The following is a 13,776-nucleotide window of genomic DNA, read 5'->3' on the forward strand; positions in this document are numbered from 1 at the left end:
TATCTGGAATAAACTACTTGTTTAGAAAAGCTTGTAGCTCTTCAGCAGAGATACCTTGCTCGGCTAGCTCTTTTGCTAGTAGCTGAACTTGTTCACCTTTACGAGATTCAACCACGCGTTGAAATTGGTAAATGATATCTCGCAAAGTATCAATTGGAACTTGTTTTGCCGCACTGCGAATACGCTCTTCACTTTGGTTTCCTAGCTCTTTAAGCAATTTACCAAACATGACCTTTTCAGGTGCATCTTCCATTTGTTCTAAGATGCGCGCCATTTCGTAGGTTGTTAATGACATTACAGTATTTTCCGTTGGGGACTAACGTTTCAATGAGTGACAAATATACCATGTTTTAACGTTTCGCAAACCGCCATTTGTATATTTTGTCACCCTTGAGACTTATGCCTTAGCAAACGTCATGTGCCATGACTTACCCGCTTTGCTCGCAAGCACTAACAATGCAGGAACAATAAGGAACATTTGCAGCGCAATCATCACTTGAGACGTTAAATCAAGACGTTGCATCGTACCAACAAGCAGTCCAGAACCGCTCATTTGGAACAAGCCAAGCAACGCAGCTGCGGTACCCGCACGGTCACCAAAAGGTTCAAGTGCCTTACCGGCTGCGGCACCAAGAATCCAAGCGAAGCCAACTGAAGATAGGAAAATCGGCAGCATAAATGCGATCGCGCTAGCATGCTCAGCAAGCACCAGCATAACCACACCCGCTAAGCCAAGCGTTGAAATACCAACAACCAATGCTTTGTAAGTACCAAAACGGTCCATGAACTTAGGCGCTGTGAATGCAGCCGTGATATTGATAACCGCGTTAATACCAAACCAGAAGGTAAATTCGTTCATCGTCAAACCTAGGTTTTCCATCAACACAACAGGTGCAGAGGTAACGTAAGCAAGAATTACTGCCATCGCCATTAAGCATAAGGTTGCGTGGAAGATGAACGATGGTGTTTTCAATACCGACCAGTAACGCTCTAATTTGAACACCGCGACCTTCTCTGTCGCTGGATTAGACTCTTTCATTTGGAAAAACAAAATGGTGCCAACCACGACAGCGAACACAGCCATAAAGCTGAAGTTCGAGCGCCAGCCAAACTGTTGAGTCAACCAAGCACCAAGAATCGGTGCCAGTGCAGGAATAAAGCAAATTGCACCATTGAGGTAACTGATCATGCGGCCACTTTTTTCAGGGCCAAATAGATCGCGAACCGTCGCAAAGGCTGCTACAGAAGTCGCACAAGCTCCTAAGCCTTGTAGCAGCCGAGCTATTAGCATCATATCAATCGATTGAGCTGCCCACGCCAAGCAAGCACTCAATGCATAGATACTAACACCTCCCAATGCAACGGTTCGACGTCCTAACTTATCAGCCAAAGGGCCTGCAAATAATTGCCCGACACCCATGGCGAATAAAAACCAAGTAATCGTATCTTGTGCTAATGCGTGTTCCACGTGAAACGCTGTTGAAATTTGTGGCAGAGCTGGAAGATAAATATCTATAGCCAGAGGGCTAAATAGAACCAGCATTGCCAATAAAGCAACCTGCAGTTTACTAGGGGTTGGAAGCGCGTTAGAAGGCACAAGATTCTCCGAATGAGTTAATTTAGGTGCATAATAACCAACTAAAGATATGAACAAAAATGGCATATACTCATTAGCATTATTCCAAATAGGAAACTCACATGAATATCGAGAAACTATCACGCCTCGACCTCAATCTATTGGTTTGCTTGCAGGTGCTGATGGAAGAGCTGAGTGTCACTCGCACTGCACATCGATTATGCTTGAGCCAGTCAGCGGTGAGTAAGTCGCTAGCCAAGCTTCGTGAACAATTTAATGACCCCCTTTTTACACGAAGTGCTCATGGCCTACGACCAACACCGAAAGCTGTTTTCCTTAAGCCTCGGTTAGAAACGTTGATCAACCAACTTGATGTTCTCACTCAGCCTGAGACATTCATACCCAACAATAGCGACCACAGCTTTCACATTGCTGCCGTTGAGAGTGTTTATCCTCTGATTCTTCCGCACTTCTTACCGGCGATATTTCGACAAGCGCCTAAGGTTAATATCAACACCCATGCGTGGACGGAGCAAACCTTTAAGAAGCTGCAGCTTGGTGAGTTAGATATCGGACTCACCGGCAAAGACATCGACATCAACGATGCGCGTTTAACCATGCTGCCGCCAGACGACATCTGCGAACAAGAGATCTACCGTGATGCACAGATGTGTGTGTTAAGACGCAACCACCCTGCTCTGAGCGGTAAATGGGATCTGGAAACCTACCTTGCGCAGCGTCATGTACAAGTAAGATGTGATGGTAACGACCGCTGGCTGCTCGACTACAAACTGGCTGATCTTGGTCATCAGCGAGATATCGCTATTTCTGTTCCAGACTTCAATAGCGCCGCAAGCCTATGTACCTACACCGACTTTGTGTTTACCGCACCAAGCCATTTTACTTACCTCGTCGCCAAGCAACTCGACTTAGTGGTTGTTCCTTTACCTATGGAATTCCCACCGATGGCATACACTCTGTTTTGGCACCGTGACAGAGAAAATGACCCAGCGTTAACTTGGCTGCGAGATATCATCAAAGAAAAAACTCTGCACCTTAGATAAAAATGGCGTACAGCGTTTGCAGCAAACGAACAAAAGCGCTAGCTTATTGACCTAATAAGTCCCCTCGCATATATATCGACTGTGAGTGTTAACAAGGACCCTAACAATAAGGATAAACACAGATGCACAATATCACTGCTGAACGCGTTGATGCGGTTCGAGCTTGGCTTGAAACAAACAACCTAGATGCCGTTATCATTCCACACGAAGACGAATATCTAGGTGAATACGTTCCAGCTCATAACGAGCGACTTCACTGGTTAACAGGTTTCACAGGCTCTGCAGGTGCCGCTGTTATTACTCGTGAAACTGCTGCTATTTTTGTTGATGGTCGCTATACCGTTCAGGTTCGTAAGCAGGTGCCAGCAGAGTTATTTGAGTATCGCCACCTTATTGAAGAACCAGCTTTAGATTGGATCGTCAATTCATTACCACAAGGCAGTAAGGTTGCATTCGACCCACGCATGCACACTGCCGCTTGGTTGAAAGGCGCACAAGCAAAACTAGCAGAGAGAGTTGAGCTCACAACGCTATCAGCAAACCCGATTGATGAGCTTTGGTCTGATCGTCCTGAGCCTGTCGTGTCTGATGTGCGCCTAATGGCAACAAACGCCGTTGGTCAATCAAGCGAGAGTAAGCGCGCTGAGATTGCTGGCTTGTTAAAAGCAAAAGGTGCAGACGCCGCTATCCTTACCGAGCTTGACTCAATCTGTTGGTTACTTAACGTTCGCGGTTTAGACGTATCCCGCCTACCTGTTGTGCTGTCTAATGCAGTCATTCACGCTGATGAAAGCGTCGATTTCTTCCTAGACCCAGCACGCATCCCAGCAGGCTTTGAAGCACACGTTGGTAATGGTATTCGAGTTTCTCACCCATCAGAGCTTGAAGCGCGCCTTCAGTCTTTAGAAAACAAAAATGTGTCTGTCGATTCAGGTACAAGCAATGCTTGGTATACGCTTGTTCTTCAAAACGCTGGCGCTCATATCATTGAAGCAGCAGACCCATGTCTCATGCCAAAAGCCGCTAAAAACGAAACTGAAATTGCCGGCATGAAAGCGTGTCACATTCGTGATGGTGTGGCGATGGCGAAATTCCTATCTTGGATTGATGCAGAAGTCACACAAGGTAACCTGCACAACGAAGCGGTATTGGCTGACAAAGTACAGTCGTTCCGTGAGCAGGACCCAACGCTGATGGACCTAAGTTTTGACACGATTTCAGCAGCGGGCGGAAACGCAGCTATGTGTCACTACAACCATGAGAACCAACCTAAACCAGGTCAGTTAGAACTGAATACTTTGTACCTAGTCGATTCAGGCGGCCAGTACTTAGATGGTACAACCGACATCACTCGTACTATCGCGATTGGCCAACCAAGCGACGAAATGATTCAGCAGTTCACTCTCGCACTAAAAGGTCACATCGGCATTGCACGTGCACGTTTCCCTCAAGGTACTCGTGGTTTCCAACTGGATATCCTAGCGCGTCAGCACTTATGGGCAGAAGGCTTCGACTACGACCACGGTACTGGTCACGGTGTTGGTCATTTCCTAAGTGTTCATGAAGGACCGCAAAGCATCTCTAAGAAGCTGATCGACGTACCTCTAGTTGAAGGCATGGTGTTATCGAACGAGCCGGGTTACTACCGTGCTGATGAATTTGGTATCCGCATCGAAAACCTAGAGCTCGTGGTTGAACTTCCAACTCAAGGTGATTTCTCAGTACTAACGTTTGAGTCGCTAACACGTTGCCCTATCGATAAGCGCAACATCAATGTTGATTTGCTAACACGACCTGAACTGGCATGGCTGAACGACTACCATCAGAAAGTTTGGAACGACGTTAGCCCATTAGTTGAAGGTGATACATTGGAATGGTTACGCCAATCAACCACTCCATTGGCTCACGCTTAATGCTTCGCTAAGCTGTTAGCTGTTAGCTGTTAGCTGAACCAAAATGAGCTTGCTAGGTTAATAAGTTAAATAGCAAATAGCAAAACGGCTACCCAAAGGTAGCCGTTTTTATTTGCCTGTATCATTACATCGATGTTTCACGTGGAACATCAACCAATATGTTGATTAACCAGAATAGGCACTGTGCCAGTCTCGCCACACTGGGTCGAAACCACGCTGACGAATCATCGACTCAACATCAGCAGCACTTCTCTCATCACTGATCTCAAACTGCTCGAGTTCTTCCTCACCGGAAGCATAACCACCGGGTTGGGTTTTCGAAGCTGCCGACATACTGGTGATACCCAAAGGCAACACGTTATTGCGAAAAGTTGCCGACTCACGGGTCGAAAGGGATAACTCGACCTCAGGATTCAAGAGTCGATATGCGCAGATAAGCTGAACCAACTGTTTATCGTTCATGACTGATTTAGGCTGTAAGCCTCCACTAGACTCCCCACCTTCACACGGGCGAAGACGTGGGAATGAAATCGAGTAACGTGTCTGCCAATAAGTACGCTCCAGGTAATCTAAATGAGCAGCAACAAAGAAGCAGTCGGTTCGCCAATCTTCCAAACCAATCAAAGCACCAATCCCTACCTTATCAATACCCGCTTTTGCCAAGCGATCGGGAGTTTCAAGACGATATTCAAAATCCATTTTATTGCCACGTAGATGATGCTCAGCGTAGGTCCTTGGTTGATAGGTCTCTTGATAAACCATCACCGCATCTAAACCGAGAGTTTTAAGCTCTGCGTAATCATGTTGATCAAGCGGCTGCACTTCCATCGCAAGGTAGTTGAATTGCTTTTTGATATTCGGCAGCACCTGTCGAAAGTAATTCATCCCGACCTTAGTTTCATGTTCACCGGTGACTAACAAAACGCTATCGAACTTCATCTTTTTGATGGCCCCACTTTCGGCATCAATTTCATCCAAAGTAAGCGTGCGACGTTTGATACGGTTCTCCATTGAGAAGCCACAATACGTGCACGCATTAGCGCATAGGTTAGATAGGTACAAAGGAATATAAAGCGATATCGTATTGCCAAATCGCTTGCGAGTTAGTGCCAACGATTGTTGTGCCATCTGCTCTAAGTAAGGTTCTGCCGCCGGAGAGATCAGAGCCTTGAAGTCTTCTAAGTCGCGTTTGGGTTTACTCAGAGCGCGTTCAACATCCGCTGCCGTTTTACTGAAGATAGACATACCAATGTCATCCCAGTTTAGCTGTTTAAATCGATCAACAAACGTCATAACAATACTACTCGTCTAGGAATGAAGTTAGCGGGCTCGAAGCAACCGCGTGAGATACTTTTCCTGCAAGTCCAGCAAGATAAGCCATTCGACCCGCCTCAACCGCCAACTTAAAAGCAATCGCCATATCAACAGGCTGTTGCGACGCAGCTATAGCCGTATTCACTAACACAGCGTCTGCACCCATTTCCATTGCACGAGCAGCATGAGATGGCGCACCAATGCCCGCATCAACAATCACAGGGACATTCGCTTGATCGATGATGATCTCTAAGAAGTCTGCAGACGCAATACCCTTATTTGAACCAATTGGCGCACCTAACGGCATAACCGCAGCACAACCCACCTCTTCCAAGCGTTTACACAATACTGGGTCGGCATGGCAGTAAGGCAACACAACAAAGCCATCTTTAACCAGTTGCTCAGCGGCTTTAAGCGTTTCAATTGGGTCTGGCATCAAGTACTTTGGATCTGGGTGAATTTCCAGTTTGAGCCAATTTGTGCCTAGCGCTTCACGAGTCAAATGCGCAGCAAAGACGGCATCCTTCGCGTTCTTAGCCCCAGAGGTATTTGGTAGCAAGTTCACGCCAGCATCCATGATGGGCTGCAAAATATCATCTTGCTCAGAGCGAATATCGACTCTCTTTAGTGCCATGGTTGCCAGTTGAGAACCTGAAGCTTCGATAGCACTAGCCATCAAGTGCTTATTGGCAAACTTGCCAGTTCCAGTAAAGAGTCGAGATTGAAACGTTTTATCGGCGATAGTTAACATGGTTAGCCTCCTGCAATGGCTTGGAAAAGAGATATAGCGTCGCCTTCATTAACGACTGTTTGTTGCCACTGGCTACGCGGGATAACCGTATTATTGATTGCAAATACACAACCTAGATCAGGTAATGCTAGAACTTGGATAATGTCTGCTAGAGACGACGAGTGTGCTACTTGTTCTGATTGTTCGTTTATCGAGATCGTTATATGGCTCATTGGATTTCTTCTTCTAAATGCTTAACTACAGACGCACTGCACACAGGACATTCACTATCTTGAGTGACCATTAAGTTATGCCAATTCATCGTTTGGCCATCGAACAGTTTGAGCTGGTGTGTTGCGACCTGAAACTCACCACGAGCTAAGCGTTGAATAGCAGCCAAAGCTTGAAGGTTACCTATGGTGCCAACAACCGGACCTATGATGCCGCTATCACTACAACGAGTCGTTTGTGGATGATGACTGAACGGGAACAAACAGTGATAGCACCCTTGCTGATTCTGATAATCAAATACAATAAACTGGCCTTTCCAACCGATTGCAGATCCAGAAATCAAAGGTGTAATGCTACCGAAACACGCACGGTTAACCTGCTGGCGTGACGCGAAGTTGTCAGTACAATCCAACACTAAGTCAGCTAGCATCACTTCAAGCTCAAGCTGACTTTCACTCATTCGTTGATTGATGGTTCTAACTTGGCTGCGACTATTGAGCTCACTCAGTTGTTGCTTCAGAGCTTCAACCTTAGGCGAACCTAACTGACCTTCTCTGAACGCGACCTGTCGTTGCAGGTTCGATGAATCTACACAATCATCATCGACCAGAACGACCTTTCCAACACCAGAAGCTACGAGGTAAAGAGCCGCAGCATTACCTAAGCCACCACAACCAATCAACAGCACATGACTATTTAGTAGGTTGCGTTGCCCTTGCTCACCCACTTCAGGTAACGCAATTTGTCGTTGATAACGAATAAATTCAAAGTCACTCAGCATAGCTAGGCTCCTGCATAACCTCTTCTTTGGTAGTCGGAGGTTTAGGCGTCATCAGTTTTTCGAAAAATTCGATCACTTTTTGTGGGTCTTCCGCCAATGTAATCGCACGTACCACCGCTAAACTCGACACCCCACACTCCCACACCTGCCCAGCTGTCGATTGATCAATACCGCCAATAGCAACCGTCGGATAACCGGTGAGTTGTTCTGTGTATGGGATAGTATCAATCAGCTGTTGATACAGAGATAAACGAACTAAACCTTGAGGCTTCGATGGCATCTGTTTAGTTGTTGTTGGGAAGATATGCCCCAGCGCAATATAGCTTGGGTTGATTTGAACAATGCGCAGCAACTCGTAATAGCCATGAGTCGAGAGACCGATCTTTATACCCGCTTGGCTCAACTGTGAGAGGTTTGATTCTTCAATATCCTCTTGCCCTAAATGAACACCAAAAGCACCATGCTTGAGTGCAAGCTGCCAGTAATCATTGATAAAAACTTGAGCGTTATACTCACGACCAAGATCGATAGATCGTGCGACTTGTTGTTCTAAATCCGCTTGCTGTGGATTCTTAATACGTAGTTGGACAGTGTTGATTCCAAGCTTGAGCAATCTTTCGATCCACTCAACATCATCAACTACTGGGTATAAACCGAGGCTACTCTTACTCAACTCAGGAAAAGAAAGTGATGTCCCTTGGTTAACCCAACCTACGCTTATGTCCAATCGTTGATCTTCAAGAACAGGGATAGGAAAGTTTTGGTAATGTGCAGGCCATGTTCCACGTGAAACATTGGACGCTGCGCGAGCTAAAACTAGTGCGTCTTCTAATGGGAACTCCAACGCCAACAAAGTAAGTAACCAGGCAAAATGGCCGCGATTATCTAATTCCTTATGAGCTGTAGTTGCACCCTTGATAGCACGATTAGCATCTAGGTGTGACCAGATATCCAATACAGCCGAATCATCTAAGACGCCAATATAGATAGTATTCGGAGTTTGTGCCAAGGCATCGCGGACGCCAGCTAGCACCACTGAATGACTGTAATCAACAACATGGTTCAGTTCTGCTAGCTGACACACCGTCAATGAATCAACATCATGAGCGAAGCCAATAGATAACGACTGCTGAGAATCAACAATAGAGAAGTATTGAGTTGGGCTTACGCCCAACTCAACTGCATCGGTTGCCAAGCCTTGTCGCTTAGCAACCAATAGACAGTTCTGCACCTCTCCCGTTAACTCAATATTTTGAGATGGGATGAGTATCTTCACTGTCATTATTCCTCTAATTGAGCTTCTTTTGCACCTACTGCAGGGTGGTAAAGTTCAGAGCCAGTATCACGGAACTCTTGTGATTTTTGACGCATCCCTTCCAACGGGTTATCTAGCATCTTAATCTCGATAGCCTGATCCGCGGCTACTTGTTCGGTGTCTTTCGCATACTCTCGAACTTCCTGAGAGATCTTCATCGAGCAGAATTTAGGTCCACACATTGAGCAGAAGTGAGCAACCTTACCCGACTCTTGTGGCAGGGTTTCATCGTGGAAAGAACGCGCGGTTTCCGGATCTAAAGCTAGATTAAATTGGTCTTCCCAACGGAATTCAAAACGCGCCTTTGATAATGCATTGTCGCGGATCTGTGCGCCCGGATGTCCTTTTGCCAAGTCTGCTGCATGTGCTGCCAGCTTATAAGTAATCAAGCCAGTCTTCACGTCTTCTTTGTTTGGTAAGCCTAAATGTTCTTTGGGAGTGACATAACAGAGCATCGCACAGCCGTACCAACCAATCATGGCCGCGCCAATTCCAGAGGTAATATGGTCGTAACCAGGGGCAATATCTGTCGTCAGTGGACCTAAAGTATAGAAAGGCGCTTCGTGGCAGTGCTCTAACTGCTCGTCCATGTTCTCTTTGATTAAGTGCATTGGCACATGTCCAGGGCCTTCAATGATCACCTGAACATCATATTCCCAAGCCACTTTAGTCAACTCACCTAGAGTACGTAACTCCGAGAACTGAGCCTCATCATTGGCATCTGCAATAGAACCAGGACGTAGGCCATCACCTAATGACAGTGCAACATCGTACTTCGCACAGATCTCACAGATCTCTCGGAAGTGGGTATAAAGGAAACTTTCTTGGTGATGAGCAAGACACCATTTCGCGATAATAGAACCACCACGAGAAACAATACCGGTCACGCGTTTAGCCGTCATCGGAACGTAGCGAAGCAACAAACCAGCATGGATAGTGAAGTAGTCAACACCTTGCTCTGCTTGTTCAATCAAGGTATCGCGCATCACTTCCCAGTTAAGGTCTTCGGCTACGCCATTCACTTTTTCAAGCGCCTGATACATAGGAACCGTACCAATCGGCACTGGACTGTTACGTAGAATCCACTCGCGAGTCTCGTGGATATTACGGCCAGTTGAGAGATCCATTACGGTATCGCCCCCCCAACGAGTTGACCATACTAGCTTCTCAACTTCTTCTTCAATCGAAGAGCTTACTGAAGAGTTACCGATATTGGCGTTCACTTTCACTAAGAAGTTTCGGCCAATAATCATAGGTTCTGATTCTGGGTGGTTGATGTTTGAAGGGATAATAGCTCGACCTTCTGCAACCTCTTTACGCACGAACTCAGGAGTAATTTCTTTCGGCAGGTTTGCGCCAAAGTTATGGCCAGGGTGTTGATGGTTAAGCTGCTCATCAGCGAACTTCTGACGTCCCATGTTCTCACGTATGGCAATGTACTCCATCTCAGGCGTGATAATGCCCTGACGAGCATAATGCAATTGGGTAACACATTGGTTGTCTGTAGCACGGCGAATTCTAGGTAGGTTGCCGTAGCGAAGGTCGTCTAGGGTTTCATCTTCTAAACGTTCTTTGGTGTAAACAGAGCTTACATCGTCTAACAGTTCCGTATCACCACGCTCTTCAATCCATTGCTCTCGCAACTTAGGAAGACCGCTATACAGGTCTATTTCGTGTGTAGGGTCTGTATAAACACCGGAGGTATCGTAAACTTGAATAGGTACATTAGGTTCGAATACAGGCTCTTTTTTGCTGCCACCCACAAGGCTATCAGCGAGTGATATTTCTCGGACAGGGACTTGAATGTCCGCTCGAGATCCTTGGATGTAAGCTTTTTTTGAATTTGGATAAGGTTGTACGGATAAAGAATCAATGAAATTCTTCGCTTCCAGTCTTGCTTGTTTACGACTCGACATAGCATTTTTCCTTGGCTTTTAGCCATTATTTATAGGGATAAAAATGCTTGACGGATTTGATGCTACAAGAGGGATCACAACAAGAAAATACAGTTGTGATCTGGAGATAGATCTCTAGAAGGATTCTAGTTAGATATCTACTCTTGTTCCCTTCGCAGGTATTAGCCTGATCAGGTTCAACGGATCCCGAGTTAACGGTCTCAGCCATATGGCACTCCGACAAGTTCGATCGAGTATATAAAAACGGCTTGGATAAACCAAGCCGAGTTGTTAACAAATCGTAAGAAAGTTTTAAGACTTTATCAAAAGTTGGAAGCCGATCCATGCAGCTGAGATGCTGAGAACCACGTTGAGTAGCACATTGAGTCCCATCTTAAAGAAAGCACCCTGCTGCATAAGAAGCACGTTATCCATCGAAAATGTAGAAAATGTAGTCAATGCTCCAAGGAAACCAAGACCGATGATCTGCCTCCATGGTTCTGTCGCAACCATCTCATTCTCAAACGCTGCGATGAGCAAACCCATAATTAAAGAGCCAATTACGTTAACTGTCAGTGTACCGTAAGGGAAACCACGTCCTAGCATCACCACACATAACTCTGAAATCAAATAACGCGAACAAGCACCAAATGCGCCACCAATGGCAATAAAACCTAAAATAGATAACTGACCCATGAATCCTCCCAAACAATAGTCCCTATATTCTAGCTTTACCGTCGATAAAAGCGAGGGTAGAAACTAAGAATGCATGCGCAAATATTAAACGTTACAGGTGTCACTTAACTTCAATATATCCCATCAATCCTGTTTTCATGTGCTCAATTACATGACAGTGGTACATCCAGCGTCCTGGGTTGTCTGCAACAAATGCAGCTTTAGCTCGGCCATTTTTTCCAAGTAACACTGTATCGGTATGGAAAGGCTCTTCAATTTTTTTACCATCAAGTTCCAATACAGTAAATGTATGACCATGAATATGAATCGGGTGATGATATTGAGTGACGTTCTTAAGATCGAATATGTAAGTCTTACCCAACTCTAAAGTCGCCAACGGTTCAGGAATATTGTCTTTGCTCATTCCTTCCCATGCTCTTTTATTTGTTAGCCAAAACTTAGGCATCGATTTTCCATCTTTGGATACTGGAGAAACAGCCCCTTCCCATTCAAATAAAAAGTCGATCTCTTCAGCATTAGCAAGATCTAGGTTGGGCACTGGATTCAATGGTAGTAATGGCAACGAACGTCCTTGAGCAAATGCTGAATCTACGACTTCAAATTCACACAAAGAAAATGGGAAACGCCCCTTCATATGGAGAACGTTAACTCGCTCACCAGCTTTAGGAGCGATCAGTCCGATATCAACACGCATACCCGGACCAATTTTATGTTGAGTCAGTTTATAAGGCGTTTTTACAGGATTACCATCGATGGCTATAACCCATGCTTCAGCCCCTTCGACAGCAATAGGGTAAGTGATCGTATTATCGACATTAGCAATACGCAGTCTAGTCGCTGCATACTGCTTCAACTGATATACGGGTTCATGGACTCCATTAACACTACTCCACTCCCCAGGAGTGCCCATGCGAGCACTGAGTCGTGGGATCATTAAATCTTTCCATTGACCCTGCTTGTCGATGTGCCAATGCTTAAGCATCAATGCGTGTTCTTCATCGAACCGTACTGGATTGCTCTCTTCTACGATAATAAGACCAACTAAGCCCATACCAAGCTGCTTCACGCTATTCATGTGTGGGTGATACCAAAACGTACCGGCATCTGGCGGCGTAAACTCATAAATGAATGTTTCACCTGGCATGATTGGTGGCTGACTTAAGAAGGGAACCCCATCCATTTCGATAGGAATTCTTAAACCATGCCAATGAATAGTCGTCGGCTCTGATAGCTTATTCGTAAAGCGGATCGTGACCTTTTCACCCTGTCGACATCGAATCGTTGGCGCTGGAATCTGGCCATTAAAGCCTAGAATATTAGTCTCAAATCCCGTTACTAGTTCAGCGGTTGAAGGCTCTGCCGTTAGGTCGTAAACATACTTTTCTTGTTCATCAACCAACCGTTTAATTGAGCAAGCGGGCAGTACAGTGAGTGCTGATATAGCGAGAGATGATATAGCGAGAGATGATTGAATAAACTTACGACGGGAGATATCCATATTTGTTGCCTTTTAGTAATAACGACCAAAATGTAACAAAATATTGAGAATAATTCTCATAAAGAAGTGGGGATTGTGCTGTTGATTGTTTATAAAAGAGGCTGGGATAAGTAAGCACTTACACTTTTAAGGCTAGGTTTTATTAAAAGCAGGAATTGTCGACTAAAAATCGAACAAATATAAAGTGAAAAAACAGAACTTCTGCTGAGGCATTGATATGGCAGGGTGGAGGTTTCGACTCCCAACAAGCTCTATTTTGGTAAGTCGGAGAATCCGCTGCTTTGCTAATGGCGTATATATTAGATTCAGAAAGCAAAAAGGCTCTAGCATTTCTGCTAGAGCCTTAAATATGGCAGGGGTGGAGAGATTCGAACTCCCAACACGCGGATTTGGAATCCGCTGCTCTGCCAATTGGAGCTACACCCCTAAAACTTTTTACTACGTCAGATTCGAAAAAACCTCGCACTAGGCGAGGTTATCGAATAAGTGGCGGAGTGGACGGGACTCGAACCCGCGACCCCCGGCGTGACAGGCCGGTATTCTAACCAACTGAACTACCACTCCGCAGTGGTCAACTCACTAAGTGAGCGTCCATATCTCCAGGTCGGTCAACCTAAAGATTTAATTTAAAGCCTGGCGATGTCCTACTCTCACATGGGGAAACCCCACACTACCATCGGCGCTATTGTGTTTCACTTCTGAGTTCGGCATGGAATCAGGTGGGTCCACAATGCTATGGTCGCCAAGCAAATTTTAAAATTCG

Annotated in this window: 12 protein-coding genes, 2 tRNA genes, 1 rRNA gene and 1 riboswitch; of the genes, 2 read left to right on the top strand and 13 right to left on the bottom strand. The window is 45.6% G+C overall.

What is annotated here, in order from left to right; all coding sequences use genetic code 11:
* Positions 1-13 precede the first annotated feature (13 nt).
* Positions 14-295, bottom strand: coding sequence for an H-NS-like global regulator TsrA (gene tsrA / locus AC3CID_RS15440; protein WP_004736654.1), 282 nt, complete (start codon positions 293-295; stop codon positions 14-16).
* Between the two features lie 102 nt (positions 296-397).
* Positions 398-1,597, bottom strand: coding sequence for a multidrug effflux MFS transporter (locus AC3CID_RS15445; RefSeq protein ID WP_208638345.1), 1,200 nt, complete (start codon positions 1,595-1,597; stop codon positions 398-400).
* A 101-nt stretch (positions 1,598-1,698) separates the two neighbouring features.
* On the opposite strand from AC3CID_RS15445, the gene AC3CID_RS15450 reads away from it, so the two are divergent.
* Both AC3CID_RS15450 and AC3CID_RS15455 read left to right on the top strand, forming a co-directional pair.
* Entirely contained in the window at positions 1,699-2,640 is a 942-nt protein-coding gene (locus AC3CID_RS15450; protein ID WP_012605070.1) for a LysR family transcriptional regulator, read from the top strand.
* Positions 2,641-2,762: 122 nt separating this feature from the next.
* Positions 2,763-4,553 (top strand): aminopeptidase P family protein, encoded by a 1,791-nt coding sequence (locus AC3CID_RS15455; RefSeq protein WP_488526734.1) that lies wholly within the window; start codon positions 2,763-2,765, stop codon positions 4,551-4,553.
* A gap of 165 nt (positions 4,554-4,718) precedes the next feature.
* Here the strand turns inward: AC3CID_RS15455 and thiH are convergent, their stop codons facing one another.
* The 11 genes from thiH to rrf form a co-directional block, all read right to left on the bottom strand.
* Positions 4,719-5,846 carry a 2-iminoacetate synthase ThiH gene (thiH, locus tag AC3CID_RS15460; RefSeq protein WP_488526735.1) on the bottom strand — a complete coding sequence of 376 codons (1,128 nt, stop codon included), beginning with the start codon at positions 5,844-5,846 and terminating at the stop codon, positions 4,719-4,721.
* A 7-nt stretch (positions 5,847-5,853) separates the two neighbouring features.
* A complete protein-coding gene (locus AC3CID_RS15465) occupies positions 5,854-6,618 on the bottom strand; it encodes a thiazole synthase (RefSeq protein ID WP_171317446.1) in 765 nt (254 codons plus the stop codon).
* Positions 6,619-6,620: 2 nt separating this feature from the next.
* Positions 6,621-6,830: a sulfur carrier protein ThiS gene (thiS, locus tag AC3CID_RS15470; RefSeq protein ID WP_171317444.1), complete on the bottom strand. Its 210-nt coding sequence runs from the start codon at positions 6,828-6,830 to the stop codon at positions 6,621-6,623.
* Positions 6,827-7,609, bottom strand: a complete 783-nt coding sequence (locus AC3CID_RS15475) for a HesA/MoeB/ThiF family protein (protein WP_171317442.1) — start codon at positions 7,607-7,609, stop codon at positions 6,827-6,829. The genes thiS and AC3CID_RS15475 overlap by 4 nt, the downstream gene beginning before the upstream one ends.
* A complete protein-coding gene (locus AC3CID_RS15480; protein ID WP_171317440.1) occupies positions 7,599-8,891 on the bottom strand; it encodes a thiamine phosphate synthase in 1,293 nt (430 codons plus the stop codon). The genes AC3CID_RS15475 and AC3CID_RS15480 overlap by 11 nt, the downstream gene beginning before the upstream one ends.
* Positions 8,891-10,840, bottom strand: coding sequence for a phosphomethylpyrimidine synthase ThiC (gene thiC / locus AC3CID_RS15485; protein WP_102421324.1), 1,950 nt, complete (start codon positions 10,838-10,840; stop codon positions 8,891-8,893). The genes AC3CID_RS15480 and thiC overlap by 1 nt, the downstream gene beginning before the upstream one ends.
* Before the next feature lie 130 nt (positions 10,841-10,970).
* Positions 10,971-11,069, bottom strand: a riboswitch (TPP riboswitch).
* A 62-nt stretch (positions 11,070-11,131) separates the two neighbouring features.
* Positions 11,132-11,515 (bottom strand): fluoride efflux transporter CrcB, encoded by a 384-nt coding sequence (gene crcB, locus AC3CID_RS15490; RefSeq protein WP_004736665.1) that lies wholly within the window; start codon positions 11,513-11,515, stop codon positions 11,132-11,134.
* Positions 11,516-11,615: 100 nt separating this feature from the next.
* Complete coding sequence (locus AC3CID_RS15495; RefSeq protein WP_488526736.1) at positions 11,616-13,013, bottom strand: multicopper oxidase family protein; 1,398 nt, start codon at positions 13,011-13,013, stop codon at positions 11,616-11,618.
* Positions 13,014-13,363: 350 nt separating this feature from the next.
* Positions 13,364-13,440 (bottom strand) — tRNA-Trp (locus AC3CID_RS15500).
* Positions 13,441-13,500: 60 nt separating this feature from the next.
* Positions 13,501-13,577, bottom strand: a tRNA-Asp gene (locus AC3CID_RS15505).
* Positions 13,578-13,644: 67 nt separating this feature from the next.
* A 5S ribosomal RNA gene (rrf, locus tag AC3CID_RS15510) occupies positions 13,645-13,760 on the bottom strand.
* Positions 13,761-13,776 lie beyond the last annotated feature (16 nt).

The organism is Vibrio sp. QJM3NY_21, from assembly GCF_057785975.1.